The organism is Nocardia pseudovaccinii (assembly GCF_050942345.1).
Lineage (GTDB): Bacteria > Actinomycetota > Actinomycetes > Mycobacteriales > Mycobacteriaceae > Nocardia > Nocardia pseudovaccinii.
Genome location: NZ_CP192074.1, coordinates 6,390,439 through 6,414,747 on the forward strand (window position 1 = coordinate 6,390,439; position 24,309 = coordinate 6,414,747).

At 64.5% G+C, this 24,309-nt stretch carries 22 protein-coding genes and 1 pseudogene; 13 read left to right on the forward strand and 10 right to left on the reverse strand.

The genetic code is table 11. The annotated features are described in order from the left end of the window. Positions 1–269 precede the first annotated feature (269 nt). The 3 genes from ACQPZ2_RS28850 (at position 270) to ACQPZ2_RS28860 (ending at position 2,591) form a co-directional block, all read left to right on the forward strand. A complete protein-coding gene (locus tag ACQPZ2_RS28850) occupies positions 270–989 on the forward strand; it encodes a hypothetical protein (protein ID WP_433521336.1) in 720 nt (239 codons plus the stop codon). Beyond that, entirely contained in the window at positions 986–1,594 is a 609-nt protein-coding gene (locus ACQPZ2_RS28855) for a hypothetical protein (protein ID WP_433521337.1), read from the forward strand. The genes ACQPZ2_RS28850 and ACQPZ2_RS28855 overlap by 4 nt, the downstream gene beginning before the upstream one ends. Positions 1,595–1,847: 253 nt before the next feature. Then, complete coding sequence (locus tag ACQPZ2_RS28860) at positions 1,848–2,591, forward strand: tyrosine-type recombinase/integrase (RefSeq protein ID WP_433521338.1); 744 nt, start codon at positions 1,848–1,850, stop codon at positions 2,589–2,591. Positions 2,592–2,652: 61 nt separating this feature from the next. On the opposite strand, the gene ACQPZ2_RS28865 is transcribed toward ACQPZ2_RS28860, so the two are convergent. Beyond that, the gene (locus tag ACQPZ2_RS28865; protein WP_433521339.1) at positions 2,653–3,450 is read right to left on the reverse strand and encodes an NmrA family NAD(P)-binding protein; all 798 of its coding nucleotides are present in this window, start codon (positions 3,448–3,450) and stop codon (positions 2,653–2,655) included. A gap of 149 nt (positions 3,451–3,599) precedes the next feature. Between ACQPZ2_RS28865 and ACQPZ2_RS28870 the strand changes: the two genes are divergently transcribed. Next, a complete protein-coding gene (locus ACQPZ2_RS28870; RefSeq protein WP_433521340.1) occupies positions 3,600–4,220 on the forward strand; it encodes a TetR/AcrR family transcriptional regulator in 621 nt (206 codons plus the stop codon). A gap of 13 nt (positions 4,221–4,233) precedes the next feature. Next, positions 4,234–4,743 carry a pyridoxamine 5'-phosphate oxidase family protein gene (locus tag ACQPZ2_RS28875; protein ID WP_433521341.1) on the forward strand — a complete coding sequence of 170 codons (510 nt, stop codon included), beginning with the start codon at positions 4,234–4,236 and terminating at the stop codon, positions 4,741–4,743. Between the two features lie 35 nt (positions 4,744–4,778). On the opposite strand, the gene ACQPZ2_RS28880 is transcribed toward ACQPZ2_RS28875, so the two are convergent. The 5 genes from ACQPZ2_RS28880 to ACQPZ2_RS28900 form a co-directional block, all read right to left on the reverse strand. Continuing rightward, the gene (locus tag ACQPZ2_RS28880) at positions 4,779–4,979 is read right to left on the reverse strand and encodes a Tn3 family transposase (protein WP_433521342.1); all 201 of its coding nucleotides are present in this window, start codon (positions 4,977–4,979) and stop codon (positions 4,779–4,781) included. A gap of 52 nt (positions 4,980–5,031) precedes the next feature. Continuing rightward, positions 5,032–5,268, reverse strand: coding sequence for a hypothetical protein (locus ACQPZ2_RS28885; RefSeq protein ID WP_433521343.1), 237 nt, complete (start codon positions 5,266–5,268; stop codon positions 5,032–5,034). A 122-nt stretch (positions 5,269–5,390) separates the two neighbouring features. Continuing rightward, positions 5,391–7,784, reverse strand: a complete 2,394-nt coding sequence (locus tag ACQPZ2_RS28890) for a tyrosine-type recombinase/integrase (RefSeq protein ID WP_433521344.1) — start codon at positions 7,782–7,784, stop codon at positions 5,391–5,393. Next, positions 7,781–9,064: a tyrosine-type recombinase/integrase gene (locus ACQPZ2_RS28895; RefSeq protein ID WP_433521345.1), complete on the reverse strand. Its 1,284-nt coding sequence runs from the start codon at positions 9,062–9,064 to the stop codon at positions 7,781–7,783. The genes ACQPZ2_RS28890 and ACQPZ2_RS28895 overlap by 4 nt, the downstream gene beginning before the upstream one ends. Before the next feature lie 54 nt (positions 9,065–9,118). Continuing rightward, positions 9,119–9,373, reverse strand: coding sequence for a Tn3 family transposase (locus ACQPZ2_RS28900; protein WP_433521346.1), 255 nt, complete (start codon positions 9,371–9,373; stop codon positions 9,119–9,121). A gap of 635 nt (positions 9,374–10,008) precedes the next feature. Between ACQPZ2_RS28900 and ACQPZ2_RS28905 the strand changes: the two genes are divergently transcribed. Continuing rightward, positions 10,009–10,545: a tyrosine-type recombinase/integrase gene (locus tag ACQPZ2_RS28905; RefSeq protein ID WP_433527546.1), complete on the forward strand. Its 537-nt coding sequence runs from the start codon at positions 10,009–10,011 to the stop codon at positions 10,543–10,545. On the opposite strand, the gene ltrA (ACQPZ2_RS28910) is transcribed toward ACQPZ2_RS28905, so the two are convergent. Both ltrA (ACQPZ2_RS28910) and ltrA (ACQPZ2_RS28915) read right to left on the reverse strand, forming a co-directional pair. After that, positions 10,451–11,842, reverse strand: coding sequence for a group II intron reverse transcriptase/maturase (gene ltrA / locus ACQPZ2_RS28910; RefSeq protein WP_433521347.1), 1,392 nt, complete (start codon positions 11,840–11,842; stop codon positions 10,451–10,453). The genes ACQPZ2_RS28905 and ltrA (ACQPZ2_RS28910) overlap by 95 nt on opposite strands. Before the next feature lie 232 nt (positions 11,843–12,074). Further along, positions 12,075–13,391, reverse strand: coding sequence for a group II intron reverse transcriptase/maturase (gene ltrA / locus ACQPZ2_RS28915; RefSeq protein WP_433521348.1), 1,317 nt, complete (start codon positions 13,389–13,391; stop codon positions 12,075–12,077). Between the two features lie 979 nt (positions 13,392–14,370). Between ltrA (ACQPZ2_RS28915) and ACQPZ2_RS28920 the strand changes: the two genes are divergently transcribed. The 6 genes from ACQPZ2_RS28920 (at position 14,371) to ACQPZ2_RS28945 (ending at position 21,458) form a co-directional block, all read left to right on the forward strand. Beyond that, positions 14,371–14,772, forward strand: a complete 402-nt coding sequence (locus ACQPZ2_RS28920) for a tyrosine-type recombinase/integrase (protein ID WP_433527547.1) — start codon at positions 14,371–14,373, stop codon at positions 14,770–14,772. Positions 14,773–15,013: 241 nt separating this feature from the next. Next, positions 15,014–16,666 carry a hypothetical protein gene (locus tag ACQPZ2_RS28925; protein ID WP_433521349.1) on the forward strand — a complete coding sequence of 551 codons (1,653 nt, stop codon included), beginning with the start codon at positions 15,014–15,016 and terminating at the stop codon, positions 16,664–16,666. A gap of 68 nt (positions 16,667–16,734) precedes the next feature. Further along, on the forward strand, positions 16,735–17,991 hold the full coding sequence (locus ACQPZ2_RS28930) for a tyrosine-type recombinase/integrase (RefSeq protein ID WP_433521350.1): 1,257 nt from the start codon (positions 16,735–16,737) through the stop codon (positions 17,989–17,991). Next, positions 17,988–20,468 (forward strand): tyrosine-type recombinase/integrase, encoded by a 2,481-nt coding sequence (locus ACQPZ2_RS28935; protein ID WP_433521351.1) that lies wholly within the window; start codon positions 17,988–17,990, stop codon positions 20,466–20,468. The genes ACQPZ2_RS28930 and ACQPZ2_RS28935 overlap by 4 nt, the downstream gene beginning before the upstream one ends. A gap of 81 nt (positions 20,469–20,549) precedes the next feature. Next, positions 20,550–21,200, forward strand: coding sequence for a class I SAM-dependent methyltransferase (locus tag ACQPZ2_RS28940; RefSeq protein WP_433521352.1), 651 nt, complete (start codon positions 20,550–20,552; stop codon positions 21,198–21,200). A gap of 27 nt (positions 21,201–21,227) precedes the next feature. Beyond that, a complete protein-coding gene (locus tag ACQPZ2_RS28945; protein WP_433521353.1) occupies positions 21,228–21,458 on the forward strand; it encodes a hypothetical protein in 231 nt (76 codons plus the stop codon). Between the two features lie 23 nt (positions 21,459–21,481). On the opposite strand, the pseudogene ACQPZ2_RS28950 reads toward ACQPZ2_RS28945, so the two are convergent. Both ACQPZ2_RS28950 and ACQPZ2_RS28955 read right to left on the reverse strand, forming a co-directional pair. Continuing rightward, a pseudogene (locus tag ACQPZ2_RS28950) lies at positions 21,482–22,368 on the reverse strand (Tn3 family transposase). 452 nt (positions 22,369–22,820) lie between these two features. Continuing rightward, entirely contained in the window at positions 22,821–23,327 is a 507-nt protein-coding gene (locus ACQPZ2_RS28955) for a pyridoxamine 5'-phosphate oxidase family protein (RefSeq protein WP_433521354.1), read from the reverse strand. Between the two features lie 120 nt (positions 23,328–23,447). Here ACQPZ2_RS28955 and ACQPZ2_RS28960 point away from each other — a divergent pair, with 120 nt between their 5' ends. Beyond that, on the forward strand, positions 23,448–24,035 hold the full coding sequence (locus ACQPZ2_RS28960) for a TetR/AcrR family transcriptional regulator (RefSeq protein WP_433521355.1): 588 nt from the start codon (positions 23,448–23,450) through the stop codon (positions 24,033–24,035). Positions 24,036–24,309: the final 274 nt, after the last annotated feature.

Genomic DNA, 24,309 nt, shown 5'->3' on the forward strand with positions numbered 1-24,309 from the left:
GGGTGTTGGGTGGCAGGATCGCGGAGGTTGGAGGTCGCTGGGGCGGCCCATCGGGTTGTGGCGCCTGGGGTGCCATTGCTGCGTCCGGACGTGCAGGTGTTCGAGGCGATGCTGAGGGGTGGCGGCAGCAGCAGCTGAGCCGGAACCTGGCCTTCGGCACGGTCGATTCCCGGTTGGACCTGCTACGGAGGTTCCAGGAGCACTCCGGCGAATTCCCGTGGCAGTGGGCACCACAGCATCTCGAGGAGTGGTCGGCCGATCTTCGCGCGGTGCGCGGGCTCGCGTTGTCGACGGTGAGGGCCTACCAGCTGGCGATTCGCTCGTTCCTCGCCTACGTCTGCGAGCCGCTCTATGGGTGGGATGTCGAGTGCGAGAAGCGATTTGGGACTCATCCCATCCAGATCAGTCACGATTGGAACAGTGCCAAGCACATCCAGGATGTCGAGGGGCGCCCGCAGCGCCGGGCATTGACCCGGGTCGAGTTGCAGCTGCTGTTCGACGCGGCTGACGAGATGGTCGAGGAGATCCGCCGGCACGGCCGCAAGGGTGCGGTGGCGGCGTTCCGCGACGCGGCATTGTTGAAGACTGCCTACGCTTTCGGGCTTCGCCGCCAGGAAGTGGTGCGGTTGGAGGTCCACGATTTCGGCCGCAACCCCAAGGCTACGGAGTTCGGCGACTTCGGTGTTTGTTATGTCCGTTTCGGTAAGGGCAGCTACGGCAGCTCGGCCGGATCGACGCGGCCGAGGACCGCCAGGCGCTGGCCACCTACATCAAATGGCACCACCGCCACCGGATCCTCCGGCAACTCGACAACGGCAACCTACGTCCCTTTGCCTGGAGCACTGCCCGAAATCAGGCGAAGGCAGCACGGGATTTCCTCGGATGGCTGCGGTCGCGAGGACAGCCCCTGGCCGAATGCACTCAGCGCGACATCGACGACTGGTTCGCTTCCGGTCCGAAGACGCGCCTGCTGGCCCGCATCTTCATGACGTTCGCGATCCGGCGAAGGCTCTGCCCGAAGCTGCACGTTCCGAACCCGCCGAGATCGGTCACGCCGGACGCGCAACCACAACCTGAGCGGATCGCCCTGGTCCGGCGACTGTTCACCGACGAAACCCTGCCGCCGATCGATCGCGTCGTGGGCGTGCTGGTCCTGCTTTACGCCCAGCCCGCCACACGGATCACACAGATCCGGCTGGACGACGTGACCACCCGTGACGATCAGGTCTTCCTGCGGATCGCCGCAGAAGAGCTGCCGATGCCCGAGCCGTTGGGCGATCTCATCACCGAACTGATCAACCAGCGCCGCAACATGGGAACCGCGGCCAATCCCGCATCGCCCTGGTTGCTCCCGGGGCAGCGGCCGGACCGTCCGATAACTGCTTCTCGGCTCCGGCAGCGGATGCGCCAGCTGGGCATCACCAGCGCCGGCCGGGTCGCGGCCTTCAACGAGTTGCTGCGCGAGATCCCCGCACCGGTCCTGTCCGATCTCGTCGGTTGCAACCCGAAATTCGCGGCCGAACGCGCATCGCTCCTCGCGACCGACTGGGCCAACTACGCCGCCATCCGAACCCGCCGGACACCTGAATATTAGGGGCATACGAGCACGTCAAATATGGGATGGCACCGACAGTAACTGGTGAGTCGTCCTGGCGTTATGAGCGTTGTGCGCTACCGCGGTCGGCCAGTGGTGTGCGGTTGGCGGATGCGGCGCGGATCTATCTGGCGACGATCACGGTGCGCAACACGCGTGCGACGTATGCGGCGGCGCTGGATCGCCTGGTGGCCGACTTCGGGGCGGACACGGATGTGTCGCTGCTGGATCGGGAACCGGATCGGGTGAGTGGGTGGTCACCTTCGTGTGGGGTGGCCGCTCGGCCAAGACATTCAACATCCGGTTGACCGCGCTGGCCTCGGCGTGTGGGTACTGGCGTGAGCAGGGTTGGCTGACCGGTGATCCGCTGGTGCGGTTGCGGGCGAGGCCCGCGCCGCCGGATACCAGCAAGGCATTGAGCCGGGACCGTGTCGCGGAGATTCTGGGTTCGGATGCGCCGCTGCGGGAGCGGCTGTTGTGGCACATGCTCTATGAATCCTCGGCCCGGGCCGAGGAAGTGTTGATGCTGGACGTGCCGGACCTGGACACGGGTAACCGGTGCGCGGTGGTGACCCGCAAAGGCGGTGCGCGGGAGGTCATCGCGTGGCAGACCGGTACCGCCCGGTTGCTGCCGCGGCTGCTGGCCGGCCGCCGGACCGGCCCGGTGTTCCTCACCGATCGCAAGGCGCGGCCTTCGGTGGCGGCAGGCGATATCGATCCGTCGACGGGGCGGGCCAGGTTGTCGTATCGGCGCGCTGCAGAGCTGTTCGAGGAGCACACCGCAGTGTTCGGTGGCGGCCCGTACACGTTGCATCAATTGCGGCATTCCCGGCTTACGCATGCTGCGGAGGAAGGCGCGTCGACGCCGGTGCTGAGGAAGCTGTCCGGGCACACCTCGGTGCGCAGTCTGGCGAAGTACGCGCGGGTATCGGACGAGGGGTTGCGCCGGTTCCAGGCCGACACCGATCCTGCTGCCCGGCGGCAGGCCGGTCGCTGACGGCGCGAACGACCGGCCTGCTCCGTGGCGCTGTGGGGATGTGGTCTCGCGGGGGGCGGGGTCAGAGGTCCCAGACCCCGGTCGCTGCGGCGTCGCGGGCGTACTCGGCGAAGCTTTTCGGTGGTCGGCCCAGGGCTTGCTGCACACCGTGGGCCAGGATGCGATGCGGTGCGGTGGGTTCGGAGTCGAACGCGGCGCTGAAGTCGGGTTCGTCGGCGGGGACGGCCTCCGGCGGGATCGGGGTGTAGGTGATGGTGCGGCCGGTGGCGGTCGACAGTGCTGCGGCGACGTCGGCGAAGCTGAGCAGCCGCGGGCCGGACAGGACATAGGTTTTGCCGTGGTGGCCATCGCCGGTCAGGGCAGCGACCGCGACGTCGGCGATATCGTCGGCGTCGACGAAGCCTTCGGTGAAGTCTCCGGCGGGCAGGCGGATGTCGCCGGCGCGGACCGCGTCGGTGAAGAAGGATTCGCTGAAGTTCTGGTTGAACCAGCTCGCACGGAGCACAGTCCATTGCGCGCCGGTGGTTTTCACCGCTTCCTCGCTGGCTGCCGAGACCTCGTCCCCGCGGCCGGACAGCAGCACCAGCCGACCGGCTCCGGCGTCGGCCGCGGCGTGGGCGAGGGCGCCGATCTGTTCGGTGTAGTCGGGATGGAACGGGTTGGGGTGAACGATGTAGACAGCGTCGACCCCGTCCAGGACCGGCTTCCAGGTGTCGCGGTCATCCCATTCGAACGGTGGGGTGCCGGTACGGGAGCCGACGCGCACCGCATGCCCCATGGCGGTGAGCCGGTCGACGACACGTCGGCCGGTGGTGCCGGTGCCACCGAGGACGAGAGCCAGCGGCGGGGATGTGGACATGGTTGCCTCCTGAACATCATGGGTCGGACGCACCGCAAAAGGGGGCCCGAGAACTTCCAGAAAAGCGTAGGACCCTACGCTTATGGCCACCGTACACTAAGCGTAGGAACCTACGTTTATCCCTGATCGGATGGGAACAGGAGGGCGCGATGACATCGGAGGCCGGCGCAGCGAAGCCGCCGCGTGCGTTGCGCGCCGACGCGCAACGCAACTACGACAGCCTGTTGCGTGCAGCGGTGCAGGAGCTCGAAGAACTCACCGCTCCGGGAGGGCAGATGGCCCTGGAAGCCGTCGCGCGGCGGGCCGGGGTCAGCATCGCCACCCTCTACCGGCATTTCCCGACCCGCGAAGCGCTGTTCCTCGCCGTCTACCGCCGGGAGATGCAGGAGTTCGGACAGTGGGCCGACCAACTGCTCACCCAGCTCCCGCCCGAGCAGGCGCTGGCGCGATGGCTGCGCAAGATCGGCCGTTACGGTGGCACCCGCCCCGGCATGGCCGACGCCTTCCGCGCGGCGGCCGCCGCCGGAGAAGAACAGATGCACGACGCCTACGGCGAGACCATCGGCGGCCTCAAACGCCTACTCCGGCACGGCGTCGCGACCGCGGCGATCCGCGGCGATATCCACGCCGACGACGTGATGCTTGCCCTGTGCGGAGTGTGGGAACTGCCCGACACCCCCGACGCGCACCGCCAGTCCGACCGCGTGGTCAACCTCATCCTCGACGGACTCAGACAACCCTCCCGCGATTCCGAGCCCCACCCCACATAGTGAAAGGAACACCGTGACCAGCACCGAAACCCCTGCCGCGATGAAAGCACCATGGAGCCGAGTGGTCGACACCGCTCCGGAGTTCGCCACCCGAGTCGAAGCACTCTTTCGCGCTTTCCCGAACAAAACTCTCGCGACACTGCGCAAGGACGGAACTCCGAGACTGTCCGCAGTCGAGGTGTGGCTGACCCGGGAGCATGCCGTGCTGATCCTGATGCCGCAGAGCATGAAGGCACGCGACGTGCGCCGTGACCCACGGGTCGCCGTGCTCTCGGGATCCTCGGGCGCATCCGATTCCCCGGTCTGGCCCAACGCCCGGCTCACCGGCACAGCGGTCCCGGTCACCGATCCCGCCCAGGAAGCGGCCATACTCGCCGACGCGGGCGTCCCCACTGAAATGGGAGCCAGCGGGGTCTACCTGCTCGACCTCGACGAGGTCACAGACACCCGATTCAGCACCGAAGCCATGGAAACCAACGTCTGGAAAGACGGGCAACTGCGGTCCATCACCGCAACCAGCTGACCACACGACAGACAGGGGCGGGGCAGAATCCCGCCTCATTCCTCATCTGGGGCGTCGGGATCGCGCAGCGGCCGATGGGTCCCACCGAGATCGGGCAGATAAAAGCTGTAGTGGCCGTCGATGCCGATGTGGGCTCGGATGAACGGCGAGAGCCGGGCCACGTCGGCATCGGCGACCGGGTAGTCCTGGGCCCGCAACTCGGCCAGCGCGCGGTCCATGTAGACGGTGTTCCACATTTTCTGAACTATGAGATCGCCCGATTCCTGGCGCTGGCAAGCTGATTCGAGTTCATCGTTCTGGGAGTGCGTGCTCGGCGATCTGCCGGTAGTAGTGGGCGGTGAAGCAGAGGTTGTCGACGAGATTGCAGGCATGGAAGCCGGGGTTCTTGCTGCCTCGGGCGGCGTAGAAGTCGGTCAGCAGTTGAACGACGGATAGGTCTCGGCTTCGGAGGAATTCATCGAGGGTGGTGAGCAACTCGGCGAGGCCGCCGTTTTTATCGGCGATGGGTTCCTGGGTTTCGGGCATCCGTCACTTCCTGCGCGTGGCTGTGGATTCGGCGAATGCGATTGTGCTGCTGGCGATTTCGGGGAATTCGGAGATGTTGAGGAAGATGGTCGCGGCTCGGCGCGTTCGCTGATCGAGTTGGGTCAGCTTGTCCTTGGCTGCGGCCAGGCTGACCCGAAGTCCTTCGGCTTCACCGAGCCAGCCTTCGTTTTCGGTTCGGTGATGCGCAGGGTGAGGTTGTCGCGGATCTGCTCGAGCCGGCCGCGTTGGGCTGGGTCGACCCGCAGGACTGGGCATCGTAAACAGCTGTGCTCATGCTGGCAGTTGGTGCCGTAGGCGCGTCCGCATTCACCGAGGGCGACCTTGCGTCGTTCGAAGTGGCCGAGGAACTCATCCCATTCGGCGTCTGTTGGGGTGCGGTATTCTTCGCTCGGGCGCAGGGTCCGGCGGCGCGCGATGAACGCGCGGTGACCGTTGATGGCTTCTTCGGGGTAGACGGCCTTGTAGCCCATTGTTGTGGTTATGTCCTTGTGCCCCAATAGCATTTGAGCGATATGCGGGGGCATGCCGTTGAGGATCGCTTCGGTGGTGAAGATTCTTCGCAGGTCGTGGGGCCGGAAATAGAGGGGTTGTCCGTCGGCGTCGGCCGGACCGGCGGAGTCGAGGATCTCGCGGATGGCCCGGCGGATGGTGGTGGTCGATATGGCCATGTCGTGGCCGGCGAGGTTCCACTGGAACAGCAACGGTGTGGGAGTTTCCCAGACTCGTTCGTGGCGGTCGTAGAAGGGAACCAGTGGGATGCGGCCGTCGCTGGTGCGGACTCTGGTCACGATCGTGGACAGCACGTCGGCCAGCTCGGGGCTGATGACCAGCAGGCGCTCCTCATCGGTTTTCGAGGGAGCGATATGCAGCAGAGGGATGACCTCGCCAGTGTTGGGCAGCCGGTATTGGGTGATGCTGTGGTGGCTTATTTCGAGCATTTCCTCGATCCGGACTCCGGTGTGCCGGAGGAATTCCACTGCCGCCCAGCTCCAGAAGGCGCGGTTCTCGGCTTCGCGCAGTCGTCGGCGGCGGCCGGTGGAGTCGATGACGATCGTGGTCTGGCGCCGCTCGCTCTGGCGTGTCCAGAGCACGGCTTTGGTGAAGGTTTCGCCGAGGACGGTGAACTGTTCGCCCTCGTTCGCGGCAAGGGCGGCGTCGAGCCGGATGCGGGCCTCTCGGGCTTTCTGCTCGGCGGCTTGGACGAGCGCGGGCAGCAAGGGAAGCTGGTCGCGGGTGCGTTGGTCCATGCGCGCTTTGCGCCTGGACTTCAGCTTTCTGAAGCCGATGTCAGAGACGCTGACCGGGCTCGGTGCCGCCCACTGGGCCCAGCGGCTCGGATCTTCAGCGGCCCATTGAGCCAGGTCCAGGTAGAAGGCTCGGACCTGGGTGATGATCGATGTGTAAGAGGCTCGGGGACTGGTGATTTCGACCGAGCTGCCGTCGGGTAGTCGCTTGCGGGTGGTCTTCGTGCGCAGCCGCTCCTTCCACGCGGCCGCGACCTCGCGGTCCAGGTGCAGAGAGGCGATGCCCGGGTGGTGGGTCTCGAGGTTCTTCCAGAAGTAGAGTCCGAGCGTGCGCGAGACGTGCTCCAAACTGGTGAAGTCGAGTGCGGGTTGACGTTCGGCGAGGTAGTCGACCAACAGGTTTCGCACGGGCCTGCTGGTCAGCTGGTATCGGTCGATGAGTTCCTCGACGCTGTGCTGGCCGCTGTATTTGGTGATCATTCGCAGGGACGCTGGCGCGCCAGGCGGGAAGACGCTCGCCGAGCTGAGCAGGGCGTAGAACAGGTAGCGGCGTGAGCCGTTGACTTTCATAGTCAATTCGAGCTGCCGCAGTTCGACGCAGTCACCGACGGTGATGTCATGGATGCGTCCTCCCTTGGCCAGGATCAAGACTGCGATCTGCCACCGGGCCTGATTGCCCGCGCTCGATGACCAGATGGAGGGTGCGGTCACCGACTCCAGTTGTGCGAAACCGGCGGGATCGCGGTGTGTGGCAACGGCTTCGGTCCAGAACCGTGTCCGCTTCAGCGTCGACATGAACGACAGGTCCAAGCGGATTACGTCTGCGACCACCAAGATCAGCAACCCCGTCTGCAGATCGCCGCGTCGTTGTTTCTCCCCGCAGGCGCTGAGCCAATCCAAGGGTGCCCGGGTCCAGTCCTCACCGTGATCGGCGGCATGGCTTGCGTCCCAGCGCTGCTGCCAGGTCTCGCCGGGGAAATTCTGCAACCAGCGCAGCAGCTTGCGCGCTCCCTGGCGGCGACCGGCGTTCGTCGGTTCATACTGGGATCGGAACTGCGCCAACCCGATCCGAGCAATCGCCTCTTCGATGGTCCCTGTGACAGCCTTCCAGGGCGGAGAGACCGGCCGTGCGGGAAACCGCTGCACGATCTGCTCGGCCAGCACCCCGGTTCGCGGCTTCAGCGACGCGATAGTCGAGGCTCCGATGCCCGCAGTCGCGGCCGGTGGGCCGGTGTTCGTTGTCGGTGTCATCGGCCTGGTCCGCCGAACAGGATCTCGAGAGACTGCGGGTTGTAGCCCGGTGCGGGTGCCGCGGGTTGTGCGATCACGCCGTTCTTCCGGCGTGCATGGTGGGCCAGCACGCCGGTGATTACCTCGTCCTGGGTCGGGGTGGTGTAGAGCTGGGTCGTTGTCAGGTAGGCGTGGCCGAGGACCCACTGAACATCGGTGATGTCCATCTCGGGATCGTTGCTCATGCGATAGGCCGCGGTATGTCGAAAATCGTGGATCGACCAATTCGACCCCAGCAGCTGCTGGGCGCGGATGAACATCGCTCGCGCGGCCGGATACGACAGCTGCCGCCATGGCCGTCGCAGAGTGAACCACAACGGCCGCCCGCGGCCCCGTGGCGCACCCTTTCCCCAGAGCTCCTCCTGATAGAGCCGCAACCACACGAACGAATCCGGAGACGCCGGCAGCTGCTGAACCTCACGAGATCCCTTGCGTGTCACCGCAATAAGCTGCTGTCCAGGGTCGTCGTCGCCCTGCAACGCGGACAGCAACTCCTCCGCACGAGCACCGGTGGAGACCCAGAACGCCAACAGCGCTCGATCCCGATTCGACTTCAGCCCAGCGAACAACAGGTTGAACTGCTCGTCGGGGATCCTCTTCGGAATCCGCTTCACCGTTCGTGGCCGATAGCGGCCCACACGTTCGTTGCGGAATTGATCCAACGGATTGTGGTGAGCGTGCACCCGCCCCGCCCGCCGTGACCGATCGAGTGGAAACGGGTTAACCAGCGGACCCATGCCAATTTCGAGCTGGAAGCTATAGAAGGCCCGCAGCACGGTCTCCGCATGCGCCCGTGTCGAGGCTGAATACTTCGGGCCCCTGGTCGGCTTTCCGGTGACCGCATTGACCGCAGACTCGGGTGAGGACCCCCGCCGCTTCGTCGTGGCATCCGCGGAACCAATTCCGACACGATGTCGCCAATGAACACGAACCGGCTTGTCCGCCAACCGCATCCACCGCGCGAAATCTCGCCCCTCCGACGGCGCCGCCCTGTCCCACGCCACATCGATCGCGGCCAGAAACCGCCACCACCGCAACAGATCATGCCCGTAGGAACGAATCGTGCGCGGTCGCCGATCCGTCGCCTGCAACTCAGCGAAGAACTCCGCTGCCGGGGCGATCACCGCACCATTGGCGTCCAACAGCCGGTACGGAACCCAGACATCGCCAGTCTCCTCGAGCCGACCGACCTCCGGCACAACGAGACTGGACAGATCCCGCTGACGATCCTCATCACGCATGCCGCGGAAAGCTATCAGAAACCCTATCTGACCTGCAATGATCCCCAAGTTAGTTCAGTTAATACGCCGCACCACACAGTTCAGTACCAGGCCGAGCGCGGAGAGCTGGTCTTCCATACCCTCGTAGTAGACGCGGGTCATTTCGCCTTTGCGGCCGTGGAAGATCCGCCGCGCCAGGTCGTGGCGGCCCTCGGTGAGGTTGGACTGGGCTTTGATCTCGCGCCGGTAGGGCTCGTCGTCGGCCAGCCGCAAGATGTGTTCTGTTGACTGCACCAGTTCCTTGATCGCTACGAAGGAGTTGGTGTGCATAATGACCTCCGAACGTCTGTGATGAACGGGTTGGTGGAGCCTCCTCGGATCGGTGCCGTCGTGGCCGGGCCGGGGAAACTCCCGCCGTTTCTGGTTGTCGGTGAGGACCGGATACCGGTGGAACCGGCGGTGGGGTACCTGCGGGATCTGGCGTTGAGCGATGTCAGCCCGCTCACGTGCCGCAGTTACGGCTACGACCTGCTGCGCTGGTTCCGGCTGCTGTGGCTGCTGGATATTGGGTGGGACATGGCCACGGAGTCCGAGGTGAGGGTGCTGGTCGGCTGGCTGCGCACAGCACCCAACTACCAGCGGCAACGTCGCCAGCCCGGCGCGCCGAAGCCGGGAGAGGTGAACATCCGCACGGGCAAACAGTCTTTGAAGGCCAGCTACGCGCCCCGAACGATCAACCACTGCCTATCACGGTGTTGTGGGGCTTCTATGACTTCCACGCCGGCTTCGGCCGCGGCCCGGTCCTCAACCCGGTGCCAGAGTCGGCGACCAGACGGCAAGCCCTGGCTCACCGCAGCCCACTGGAGCCGAAACCTGTTGTCCGGCGGGCACGTTTGCGGCAACGAGTCCCCAAAGCGCAACCGAGGTCGATACCCGACCGAATGTGGGACGAGCTGTTCGACGTGATGGGATGCGACCGCGACCGAGCGCTGCTGCTGTTCTACGTTTCCAGCGGGGCTCGAGCCAGTGAACTGCTCGGCTTGCTGCTCGACGATGTCGATTGGGGTGGTCTGCGAATCTGGGTGATCTCCAAGGGATCCCGAGCTCGCGAAGACATTCCCGCCGATCGCAGGGCGTTTCTTTATCTCGCCCGCTATCTGGAGCAGGCGGGCCTGCCCGCGCCCGGTCAGTCGGTATTTCGGACTATTCGGGGAGAGTCGCGTCCGCTCACCTATTGGGCGATGAGGCGAATCCTGCAGCGGGCCAATACCAAGCTGGGCACGAACTGGACTCTGTTGAGTCGGCCCGGGGCGCGGTTCCGGTGTTGCCACCGGCCCGTTTCCCCGGACCGCTCGCCGCACCCGGCGTGCGTGTCTCCACGCACCGGGCGCTCCACGGTTCCTGCCGTCAGGCGGGGTTGGGGATCGGCCAGGGGGTGGGAATCTTGTTGCCCCGGTAGACGTAACGGGAAACCGTCACCTCCTCGATCCGGAAGAACGTGACCCCGTCCGCCGCGATCTGCCACCGTCCTGGGGCGGCGGTCAGGTGACGGCGGACCTGTCCCCAATTCCAGCGGTGACGCGCCCGCAGCATGTGGACGAGTCTCCAGAACGTGAAGCTGTCCAGTTTGCCGAAGGTGTGCTTGGCCACCGCGTGTTTGAAATAGTTGGCCCAGCCTCGCATGATCTGGCCCAGCCGGGTCAGCACCGACGCGAGGTCCCACTGCGATGTCTTGTGTGTCAGGGCACGGATCTTCGCCTTCAACGTCCGGACGGGCCGGTCGCCGATGAAGGTGTAGACGTACCACTTGTTCGTGCCCCTCTTGCGTTTCCACCGGATGCGGAAGCCGAGAAAGCAGAACCCGTCGCTCATGTGCACCACCCGGGTCTTGGCCGGTGACAGCCGTAATCCCATGGGCGCCAGTGCGTGTGCGACGTCTTCGCGTAACGCTTCGGTGTCCTCACGCGAGCCGTGCACCAAGATCACGAAATCATCCGCGTAGCGGATGATCCGCCATGTCGGACGCCCCTTGGAGCGACGGTAGTTGCGTTTGCCGGAGGTCGACATCGCCCCGCCGGGCTTCCACGGCTCCATCACATGCTCATCGAGCGCGGACAGGGCGACGTTGAAGATCAACGGAGATAGGATGCCGCCTTGCGGTGTGCCGGTGAGGGTTTCGCGGTGTTCACCGAGTTCGGTGAGCGCCCCGGCCTTGAGGAACGCCTTGACCAGCGCCAGCACGCGCTTGTCCTTGACGCGCGTCCGCACTCGATCCATAGCGAAGGAGTGTGAGAGGTTGTCGAAGGCCGCCTCGATGTCCGCGTCCAGCACCCAGCGGTAGCCGCGGGTGCCGAAGTGGTGGATCTCGGCGATGGCGTCGCGCGCCCGGCGTTTGGGTCGGAACCCGTAGGAGACCGGCTCGAAGTCGGCCTCGAAAATGGGTTCCAGCACCAGTTTCAGCGCCGCCTGAACGACCCGGTCCGCGATACCAGGAATGCCTAGCTTGCGGACCTTTCCCGCACCGCCCGGTTTGGGGATCTTGCGTTCCCGCACCGGAAGCGGCCGAAACGACCCCTCCTTCAAGGTGGTTCGCAGGTCGTCCAGAAACCCGGGAACCCCGATCCGCTCCTCGACACCAGCGGCCGTCAAGCCGTCGACGCCGGGAGTGTTGGCTCCCTTGTTTCCCGCAACCCGGTCGAACGCCACGAGCAGCGTCGCCGGGTCGTACACGAAGTTGAACAAGTCATCGAACCGGCGGCCGGGATCGGCCACCGCCCAACGGTGAAGCTTGGCCTGCATCTCCGATACCCTGGTCCGTGACCCGGCAGGTCCCGACTCAGGAGCATCACCATTCGGTGACGCGTCTTCCGGCATTGCAGTCTCCTTCCCTACTCGAAACCGCTGCCGCCCTTCCCCATGCGCGCGGGCTTTCCCCGGCTCGGAGTGTCGGGTCGGGGGAGGCTGCAGACATTCGTCCGCTACCTCCGCCCGCCCTGCCGAACCACTCGTGCAGTTTTCCCGCAAGCGGCTCTCAATGGATATATCCCTTCTGGCGATAGTAGTCACGCATGCTGGGAATCAGTTGCAAGAGATTGACCAGGCCATACTCACCATAAAGGCGTGTCTCCGGAAGCGTTCGCCATCCCGCGTTCCGCCACCGTTTGAACCGCCAACCCCAGATTCGCCGCACAATCCACAAATTGAGCCGATTGAACAACCGCCGAACATTCGCGCGACGATAGTACATACCCCATCCCCGGATCACCGGATTCAGAGCACGGATCAATTCTTCCAGAGGCACCGCAAGGCGACGGCGCGTCAGCGCCCGCACCTTATCCTTGAACCGATCGATCGAACGCTGACGAGGAATCGCATACAAGCCGGAACTACCGTGCTTGAAACGCAACCCCTTACCTTTTCCGACCTTATAGCCCAAGAACTCGAACCCCTGCGTGACGTGCACGATTCTGGTTTTCTCCGGATGAATACGAAGACCCAAGTCCTCCAGCACCGCACGGGCACTCGCCAGCGCCCGTTCCGCTTCCTCACGAGTCCGGCATACTGCCACCCAATCGTCGGCATACCTGGTAACCTGGAATCCAGCCCGCTCCATCCACACGTCGAAAACGTGCAGATAAATATTACTAAGCAATGGGCTGATAACTCCACCTTGTGGCGTGCCTGCGACCGTGCTTTCATAAACACCGTCCCGCAGTACTCCGGCCGTGAGTATCTGACGAATCAGTCTCAGCACCTTGCCGTCGGCGACTCGTTCCGCCACCAGGGCGACGAGCCGGTCATGCGAGATCGTCCCGAAGAAATCGGCGATATCCGCGTCAACGATCCATCTCCCACCGTCCTGCAACTGGCCCCAGATCTGGCGCATAGCCATATGCGCCGACCGCTCCGGGCGGAACCCGAAACTGTTCTCCGAGAACATCGGCTCGAAAATCGGCTCCAGAACCTGACGCAACGCCTGTTGACACACCCTGTCCACGACAGTGGGAATGCCGAGCGGACGCTTCGCCGTCGATCCCGGTTTATCGATCTCGACCCGGCGCACCGGCATCGGGCGATAATTACCGTCAGCCAACCGATTTTGCAATACAGTGAGATACTGATCCACATCGGATTCGAATCGGTCGATACTGACCCGATCCACACCACCGGCACCCCGGTTTTCCCGCACACGCTCCCATCCCCGTTCCAAATTCTGCGGGTCATAGACTTGCCCAATCAGCGAGTGCGCCTTCCGCACTTGCACACGTTTTCTTGCTACCTGACTCACCAAAGCACCATTCCGAGTATCCTCGGCCGGTGTCGCCTCGGTCATTGCCTCAGCAACCATCAGTCCGACACCTCCTACTCACTCGGAGTCGCTCCCCGATTCGCCATTTCCACCGTGATCCCTTCCCCAGGTCGATGCCTTTTGAGTCATCGCCTGCCGCCACACGACAATGGCGGTCCCAAGGCTTGTGTTGTTCCTTGGTTCATCAGTACCGCGGATCACTCCGACTTCTCGCACGACATCACCAGCGATTTCACCTCGCGGCTTATACGCCCAGCTACCCAGCCCCGTCGGACGGGACCGTACGAGATCTCCCGGGGTAACACAGAGAACTTTCCCACCGCGCCGCCCGCACACACCTTGTTGTGTCCAGATGCCCCAAGTATTTCCTTCGCCCCCATAGTGCAGGCTCGGCATCATCTGGATCGGGCCGACCGGTTCGCCTATTTCGGCTACGGCTCGGTGTTTCGCCTCAAACCCTTCAGACCCCACCTGACGGTGGGCGCCCTGTCCTGCGCCTCCGGACAGCACGACACGACGCCCGTCAACCACGGTCACCGCGCCCTCCTTCCATCGACGCCCAGCGAGGCATTACCCCCGCCTTCGGCTACGGACCCCGCTTGGGGCCGGTCCGACTGGACTTTCACCAGCAAGCTCTCTGCGCCGCCCGGCGCACACTACGGGGCCTCCGCCCCATCCGAAACCTTCGGCCGACGACGGGCCTATCCCGCAATCGCGGATGGATTCCGCACTGCGGGAACGGTTTCGGATGGTTCCCGTGTTCACTAAGGATCGATCGATCGGCTTGGCACCCAGCTTTGCTCCGGCAGCATCGTCACAGTTACGCCGCAGGCTTTCACCGTGACCTCCTCACCGGCACGCTTAGCCGGCTACGGAGTCGACCACCACAAGGGTTGTCGTGCACTGCATCCCGGCCCATATCCACCAGATTTGAGCCGGTGCCTCGCTTACGAAGCTTTACCACTGGTTTCTCTCGTATACCGTCCGATCTTGCTTGCCGAACCCGGTCCGTCTGGCAGTGCCGAACCGTCCCGGCTTTGTCAGCGCTGCTTCCCGCCCTCACCGGCGTCTCCCGGGTCGGACTGCGCTCCGCTTCTACCGGGCTGCTGCGACAACCCAGCGAGAAGGTCTTCCACCTCCTTCGATCCCTAGCGCCTCACGGCGCACCAGCGCCTCACGGCGCACGCACGACTTGCGGCACACGGCAGCGGTTCGGCTGGTCAGTGATGCGACGATCCCTATTGCCGAGGTCCAGGCGATCCTGCGGCACGCGCATATCACCACAACGAGCATCTACACGCATGTCCGTGTCGAGGACATGTTTGATCGGATCCAAGAGCACTATGCCCGGCCGAGACCTGCGACGACCTATCCCACCGGCTACAGCGCCCACGATGTCGCGGCGGTGTTCGGTGCCTAGATTTGCGACCACGCCCACGTCATTCATGACCCGCCCCTACCGTCGTCCTGCGGTTCCACGCAGGCCCGGCGAGGAGCACGCGGATCGCTTCGTCCTCGACATCGAGCCCGCCTCTGCCCCGGCGAAACCGCCGAAGCTGTTCGGGGATCTCACGCGAGCAGACCCGGTGGAGATCCGCGCCATCGCGAGGACGCTTTGGCCCCACCTGGGGAAATGTCAGCGTCGGCGACGTGACGTTGGCTTGCGGGATCTGTTCGACCACCTGGCCGAGTTCCCTGGTGACACCTGGCAGCGCCGCTGGGAAGCGTCCGGCATCGACAACGCGCGCACGAACCTGCCCGGCAGGCTGTTCCCCGACGATCCGACACGCAGGTTCCATCTCATCGCGGGAATCCGCACGGCATTCTGCATGCGGATCGTTCAGCCGTCGGTGCTGGGATTCCGGGTCCACCGATTCGGGAAACACCCGGAAGCGTTCCGCTCTCTGCAAGGTGATCCTCTGCTGGACAGCTACTTTCGCGAAGTCGAGGCGCGCACCCACATTCATCGGACACACAAACTCACCGCATTGTTCGATGTCTGCTGCGCGCTCACCTGCCAGGGCATCGAACTCGTCGATCTGACGCCGTCGGCACTGCTGCACTACGCCACGGAATCGGCGAGGCTGGGCCTCACTATCAATGCGACGGGAACCACCACCCGTTTCGCTGGACGGCTGGCCTGGGAAATCCTGCCGGAGATGGGCCATTTCCCACCCTCGACCCCGCCGAGCCTGCGGGCATTCCTCTACGGCCGGCCAGCCTCCAGCGAAGAACTCATCGACTGCTACGAGAATCGCAACCAGGACGTCAAAGACCTCCTCGTCGCCTATCTGGACCACCGCCGGACCGACGCGGACTACAAGTCCCTCGAGGGCCTGGCACGAATGCTCGCCGGGAACTTCTGGTCCGCCGTCGAAAGGATCAACCCCGCCCAGTCCACGCTCCGGCTGGACCAGGCCACCTACGACCAATGGCGCGAGAGCATCAACTGGCTCAACACCAAGCCGGGCAGGCCACCCAAGCCGCGTAAAGACCCGCACGGCATCCTCATAGCCGTCCGGGCACTCTATGCCGACATCCAAACCTGGGCCGTCGAAGACCCGGCGACCTGGGCTCAATGGGCTACGCCCTGCCCCATCCCGCGAGGCGACCTTCGCGGCCACAACCAGCGACGACGCCGAATCAAGGAGCGCATCGACAACCGGATCCGCATCCGACAGCCGTTGCTTCCCGCGCTCACCACCTACGTCGAAACCGAATACGAACTGGCGCGGGAGCTGCTTGCCCGCGGCGGCGCTATCCAGTTCGGTGACACCTTCGCCTTCCACGGCAGCGACTACAACCGCGTCACCATCAGACAAGACGTCTACGACCCCGAGCGGATTCTCGTCAGGCTCCGCGTCGTCGCGACCGGAGAATTGCTGAACGTCGACGCGCACGAGGAGACGTGCTTCTGGCGCTGGGCGGCCGTTGAAGTTCTTCGGCTGTCGGGCATACGCATCGAAGAACTCTGCGAACTGAGCCACCTCAGCATCCGGCAATATCAGCGTCCGAACGGCGAAGTGATCGCGCTGCTGGTCATCGCGCCGTCCAAGACCGATCGCGAACGCGTGATCCCCATGTCGGCCGAGCTGTTTCACGTTGTCGCGCAAATCATTCGACGACTCACCCCCGGAGGGAATCCAGTTCCGCTGCTGCACCGCTACGACCCGCTCGAACACCGATGGACCGAGCCCATGCCGTTCCTGTTCCAGCGCCAAATCGGGAGCATTCGCAACGTCGTCAGCCGCGCCACAGTCCTCGATTGGCTCAAGGACATCTGCGATGCGCTCGGTGAAGTGAAGCCCTATTGACTGAACTAACCCCATGGTTGCGGCAGGTCCGAGCCACTGCGGTCCGGCTCGGTCGGTAGCTTGCCCGCGTGATCGAATCCGAGGAGAACACCCGCGATCTCGCGGGTCTGGTGGTGCCCCGGTCGGGTCGGTTGATAGCCACCGGCGAGGAAACCGAGCCGTATCGGCTGCTGGACAGCGGCGGGGTGGTGGTCGCCCCGGCGGCGGTGTTTCTGCGGGAGCTGCTGGCGGCGGGGGGGTCGGTGCCGACGCTGCGCTCATATGGCATGGATCTGTTGCGGTGGTGGCGGTTTCTGCAGGCCGTCGATGTTGGCTGGGACCGCGCGACTCGGGTAGAGGCCCGCGATTTCAGCTGCTGGATCCAGCTGACGGTGAAGCAACGCCGTCGGGTCGATCGTTTCGACGGGGCTGGTTGGGCAAAGCATGGGGCAGGAGAGCCCAATTCAGTCACTGGCAAGCCCGCTCCAGGAGACGGATACGCCCCGGCGACCGTGGCGCATTCGGAGACTGTGCTGCGGACTTTCTACGATTTTCACCGCGATGCCGGAAGCGGGCCGATTCTGAATCCGTTCCCGCTGGATCCGTCGCGGCGGTCCCGTCGGGCGCATGCGCATCGCAATCCGATGGATGGGTGGGTGCGCGAGCGAGTGGGGCGTTATCGGCCAACGGTTCGGCATCGGATTCCTCGCGCGATTCCTGATCACCGGTTCGACGAGTTGTTCGCTGCTCTGGGGTCGCATCGGGACCGCGCGTTGGTGGCGTTCTGGATCTCGACGGGGGTACGAGCGTCGGAGCTGCTGGGGCTTCGGCATTGCGATGTCGACCCGGGCCAGCAACTGATCACCGTAGTGCGCAAGGGAACTCGCGCTTCCCAGCAGGTGCCGGCGTCGGCGGATGCGTTCGTCTGGCTGCGGTTGTATCAGGAACAACTGCACGGCCAGGTCCCCCAAGGCCGGATCCAGCCGGTGTGGTGGACGCTTCGGCGGCCGCGGCGGCCGTTAAATTATCACGCGGCGCACCGGATGTTCGAGCGCGCCAACGCAGTCCTCGGCTCGGACTGGACCCTGCACGACCTCAGGCATTCGGCCGCGGCCAGAATGGCCCGCGACCCGCAGCTGACGTTGAGCGACGTGCAGCTGGTCTTGGGACATGCGCACCTGTCCACCACCGAAATCTATCTGACCCCGAACAGCGACGAGGTGATCGCCGGAGTGCTGGCCCATCATGCCCGCACCGCCGAAGAGCGCGACAAACCGGTGCCGCCACCGCCGGCGCCCGGTTACGACCCGCAGACGCTGAGCGTGTTGTTCGGAAGGAACCTGTGACCTCCATCGTCAAGCACAGCACCCGCAAACCCCTGACCGCCGCTGCGTCGGTCGCCGCCGAGCAGCGGCTGCGCAATGGTCAGCTGCGCACCGAATTTCCGCCACGATCCGTCGAGGGATGGTGGCCGCACACGGCAGCCACGGCCGAGCAGGTACAGCAGCGGTTGACCGCCCCACCGTTCGTCCCGTCGGCGAACGGCACCCGGGCCGGGCGACGACGCGGAGTGACCAAGATACTGCGCTGGCTGTCGTCGTTCCCAGGTGGCACCTGGCAGGATCGCTGGCAGGTGAGCGGCGCCGAGGAATACCCGGGAGCGGAATGGATCGAGCTGCCGACGGCATGGCTGGCAGCACACGGCGGAACCACCTCCTACGACTCGACCGATCTGCCGTCCGGGCTGCTGATGCTGATCTGCGGCGACGTGCTCCGACCCGGCATGGATTGGATGCTGACCCGCACTCACCGGCATCTCGCGACAGCGATGGCACAGGTCAGAGATCCGAACGGGTTCGCGCGACTGGCCGAACTGGCCGCCGCTGAACCGGCCAGCTCCCGGGCTGACGCGAAGATCGCGACGACCCGCATCGCCGTGATCCTGGCCTGCAAGGGCGGCACCATCGCCGACATTGTCGTGGGTGACTGCGCAGAACTGGTCGACACCATGCGCCGAGTCCAGACTCGCGGCGGACAGAAGAAAGTCGACTTCTATCTCCGATTGCGCGCCATGGGCATCTTCGGCGAACACTCGCCGCACAGTATTCGGGCGTTCGGATTGGCCGGTGGACGGCTGACGATCGAGCAGCTGGTCGACCGCTACCGCATCCAGTGCCGACCGATCAGAGACCTGCTCGTCGACTACCTGCGTGAACGCCAGCCGTCCCTGGACTTCGCCAGCGTCGACGCGGTCTCGAGGACGCTGGCCGGCCTGTTCTGGGCCCGCATCGAGACACTGTCTCCCGGCATCGACACCCTGCGGATCCCTTCGGAGGTGATGCGTTCCTGGAAGGACGCCCTCGGCACCATCGAACGCACCACGATCAGCAGCGACGGCGAGCGGATCAAGGTGCCGGCGCCGCGGCTGAACCTGAAAGACGAACTGATGCGAGTGCGGGCCCTCTACCTCGACATCGCACACTGGGCTGTCGAGGACCCAGCTCGTTGGGGACCCTGGGTCGCGCCCTGCCCAATCACCCACACCGAAATTCAGAAGGCCAAGGAACGCAAGCACCGCAAGGCACGCATGGACCAGCGCACCCGCGAACGGCTGCCCGTCCTGCCCGTCCTCGTGCGCACCGTCAACGACCGGCGTCTCGCTTCAGCCCGATTACTGGCCGCAGCCCAAGCGGCAGAACCTGGGTCGATCGTCGACGGCACCGACGGAAAGCTGCGAAAAGCTGTTGTTCCCCATGCGATCGGGCGATTCGTCTGGGCCGAGGACGTCGCTACTGGCAAACGCCGCAACCTGTCCTACGAGGAAGAGGAAGCGTTCTGGGCGTTCGCGACCATCGAGGTCTTGCGCCTGACCGGCATCCGCTGCGAGGAACTACTCGAACTGACCCACCACAGCATCACCGAATACCGGCTGCCCAGCACCGGCGAACTCGTCCCGCTGCTGCAGATCGCACCGTCCAAGACCGACACCGAGCGCCTACTCCTGGTCAGCCCCGAGCTGGCCGACATTCTCAGCACCATCGTCCAGCGCTTACGCAACCCGGACGGCTCCATCCCGCTAATCGTTTCCTACGACGTCAGGGAGAGAATTTGGAACCCGCCCATGCCGGTGCTGTTCCAGCGCGGCATCGGCAACGAACGCCGCGCTTACACCCCGACCGCGATCCGCAAGCTGCTCATCAACGCCCTCGCCGCGACCTGGCTCACCGACCCGAACGGCGACCCACTGATTTTCAGCCCCCACGACTTCCGCAGGATCTTCGTCACCGACGCCATCATGAACGGCCTGCCACCCCACATCGCACAGGTCATTTGCGGGCACAAGAGCATCGACACGACCATGGGCTACAAGGCCGTCTACCCTGCAGAAACCATTGAGGCGCACCGGGCGTTCATCGCGCGCCGTCGGTCCGTTCGGCCCGGCGAGGAATACCGCACTCCGACCGACGAAGAATGGGACGCATTTCTGTCCCACTTCGAGAAGCGGAAAGTGTCGGTCGGGACATGCGGGCGGGCATTTTCGACGCCGTGTATTCATGAGCACGCATGTGTCCGGTGCTCACTCCTGAGACCGGACCCGGCCCAACGAGCCAGGCTCGAGGAGATCCGTGACAACCTCGAGGCCCGCATCATCGAGGCCAAACGCGAAGGCTGGCTCGGCGAAGTCGAGGGCCTGCAGGTCAGCTACAGCGGCGTCAACGACAAACTCGCCCAGATCGACGCCACGCTCCAGCGAACCACAGCAGCGACCGAACTCGGCATCCCCGGATTCGGTGCCATTTCCGGAAGGACTGCTGTCCCATAGGAATTAGCTCAGATGCTCCTTAATCCGGCCGCCGCAGCGTCGGTCAATGGCGATTGATGGTTACGGACTATCCTGCCGGTGATGAGCGCAGACGACTGGTTGACCGATACCCGAATCTCCTACGACACTGTCGCGCTGAGCTATGCCGACCAGGTGCGCGATGCCCTGGCTGGACACCCATACCTCCGTGCAGCTCTGGCATTGTTCGCGGACAGCGTGCGGACCGCTGGCGGCGGGCTCGTAGCCGATGTCGGGTGCGGTCCCGGACACGTTACCGCCCACTTACACGAGCTGGGTGTTGATGCCTTCGGTGTCGATCTCTCCCCTGGGATGATCGAGTTAGCTCGGCGTGACCACCCTGGACTGCGGTTCGAGGTGGGTTCTATGACGGAGCTGGACTTCCCGGCAGCCTCGATGGCCGGCATGCTGGTTTGGCAGTCGTTGATCCACGTTCCCGACGACGAGGTCCCGGCCGTGCTGAGGCACTTTCATCGAGTATTGCGTCCCGGCGGACCACTGCAATTACTGTTCCACGTCGGCACCGAGTCGCAGTTGAAGACCCAAGGCTACGGCGGTCACCCGATGAATGTCCATGTCCACCGTCGGCAGCCGGACCTCATGACGACCTGGCTGCGTGATGCCGGATTCAAGGTCGAGGCTCACATGCTGCTCGCCCCGGAAGAGAAAGCTTCGCAAGCAATACTTTTCGCACGTCACCAGCCCTACCAGTAGTTCAGAGAAGCCTGCGTCCGTTGCCCGATGCTCAACATCAACCCCAAGATGCTGCCCCGACTCGACGAACTCGAGCAGGACCTCGTCAACCGTCGTCATCGAGCGGAGACCGAGAAATGGATCGGCGAGATCGAAGGCATCGACCTCACGCTGACCTTCCTCCGCCAGAAGCGAGACCAGACCAAACGGCTCGCCCACATCACCGACGGCCCAACCGCTTTGACCCTGCAACCGCTGCCGCAGCAGCGAGACGGCTAGCACGGCGAGCCTTCTTGAAAAGTTCAGAGAAGCAAGGTCTTGAAGATCCGCCCGAAATGCGCGACCGCATGCCCAAGCGACGTTGGCTGCCCGTCGCGGGAGATCATGCGAGTGACCTCGTGCGCGGACACTTCACCGGTGTGGACCGAGACCGCGATCCGGCACATGTCCTCCCAATGCCGCCCGATCCGGTCGACATCGATCCGGCCGCGAGCAGCCTTGTCCAGGGGCCCGTAGTCGGCGGAAGGGTCGATACGCCACAACCTCTGGTCGGGCAGGTTCGCCAACTGTGGCCGGTATTGGCGGCCGAGCAGGTGCAGCAGCCCGAACACGATATCGCTGTAGGAGCCGATATCGGTGATGATCGCCTCCGGCACCGTCCCACCCTGCTGGCGCAGCACCACATCCACAGTGTGCGCGAATCCCTCGGGGTCCCCGACAGCACCTGGGCGGCAAGACCGGCCGCTTGATCGTTGATCATGTTCAGCCAGGTGATCCCGCGTTTGCGACCAAAGTACTTCGCGTTGGGACGGGCGTGGATGGTGCGCACCGGCACGACGAACCGCAACCCGTCCACGCTGGCGACCAACCCACCGCCCCATGCCCTCGCCAGCGGGATCCGGGCCTGCGCCTCGACCAGCGCGGTGTTGGCGGCCGCGAGGGTGTCGAACCGGAGATAGGACTGATCGACATGGTGGAGCCGGTCGCGGGTCAACGCCTCCACCCCGGGGCTGGTCACCGGCCCGAACCCGACATTCATCGCGTGCGAACACAGCACTGCCGCGACCGACAACCCGAGATCAGCGACCCGGGCCGGGTTTCCGGAGGCGTGGGTGAAGGCCTCGGTGAACCCGGGATGCCACGACATAACCTCCAGCACCAGCTCCGGCAGATCGATACGCGGCAGCATCGCCTCCACCCGCCGCCGCAGATCGATGAAAAGCCAACCTTGGACACCGCCAAAGACGATCTAGACAGCAGGGACCATCTAGCAGCAGAGTTCCAGCGATGCTCCCGGTCGATGCGTCGTGTATTTGCCGGCCACCGGTTGAAACGACAGTGGGTACGCTTCGCTGTGCCGCTCACCTTTCCGTCGCATGCGTTGGCCGTACTCCCGTTGGAAATCCGGTGGTCTTGTCACACGGATGGTGTCGCGTCGGTGGTCGGCCAAGCCGTTCCCGATGCCGCCTATCCGGTGAAAGGGTTCTTTCGGTCAGAAGTCATGGGGGCGTGCATGAGGCCGAACAAAATCGCCCATACCGACGTAACGAACAGCTTGGTAACAAGTCTTTGGCTTACGCAGGTGTGACCTCGGCGGCGAGTGCCGCGACGAGCATCACCTGGAACTCGTAGTCTGACGGGTCAATTGCTACCAATGTGCCGCAGCCGACCGTCTTTCCACAGGACAGTCTCCATCGTGTTGTCTCCGATCCGGGTGATCACGACCTCGTCGATATCTATCAGGAAGACGCTGCCGGCCCCGAATTCGGCGGGCACACCCGCTGCCTCGAGCAGGCTCGCCTCCAAGGCGGCCTCCGCGACCGGTGCAACTCGCCCGCTAATCCGGGCAGTGGGCCAGACCGGGACGTCGGATGCGCCCGAAGAGCCGGACAGAACAGATATCCGGGGGTCGCGGCGGATATCACGGGCTTTCGCGGACTGTGCCATCAGGATGACCACCGCGTGCTCTTCCGTCATCCACAGCTCGATAGCGGCGAGCCTAGGCGAGCCGTCCTTGCGCAACGTGGCGAGAGTCTTGTTGGGGAAGGCGCGGAACAGCGCCGCGGTTTCGGCAGCGAACTCCGGGGCTGTCTCGGCGACCCGGCTCCAGGGAGACTTCAGCGCAGAGGCTGCATCGGTGCTGGTCATGGTGTTCCTTTCCAGAACAAGGCTCGGCGTTGGTCATAAACGTAGGTTCCTACGCTTATGTGGCCACGATACACAAGCGTAGGGTCCTTCGTTTGGAGGGTGCTTCAGGGAGAGGAGCGCATGGACAGCCAGGCCCGAACCAGGAGACGAGGCTCGTTGCGGGCCGACGCGCAACGCAACCGCGACAGCCCTGTTGTCGGCGGCAGTGGTGGAACTGGCGGTACCAGGTCGGCAGCTATCGCTGGAGGCGGTGGCGAGACGCGCGGGTGTCAGTATCGCCACCCCTTCCCACATTTCCCGACACGGGAGGCGCTGCTGCTGGCGGTGTACCGACGCGAGATGGAAGAACTGGGACTGCTGGCCGACGAAATAGCGGGCCGGCTGCCGACGATCGAAGCTCTGCGGCAGTGGCTGGTCAAGGTCGGTCTTTACGCCACTACTCAACTCGGGATCGGGGAAGCGTTCCAGGCTGCCCTGGCGATGGGCGAGGGCGACTCCATCGATAACGGCTACCGCCAGCTCGCCGCCGCACTGAACCGGCTGCTCCAGCGAGCGATCTCCGAGGGCATCATCCGCCGCGACATCCGCGCCGACGACTTACTGCTGGCTCTGTGCGGCATCTGGGGTCTACCTGACACCGCGGAAACGCGCGAGCAAGCCGACCGCGTGGTCGGCCTGCTGATCGACGGACTGACGCTTCACCCGTAAGTGACGCGGCAGGGGCGTAGTCAGCCGTGATTATGTGGTCTGGTGCGCAATGTCGCGGTGCACGGACACCGCGCACCTCAGTGCCCGTAGGTGAGAATGCAGCAAACGCACCACACCTCGAAGAGCGTCAAGCATCAACTGACGACATTAGGTAAAGCCTCACCGAGCCCACCATTTACAGCTGCTCACCACTCCAAAGCGGTAAGAAGCCCATGCCTGCACACATCAGGCAGCGTCGTTCTGAAATCCCAGCGCTGTCAACGGTCATCGGGAA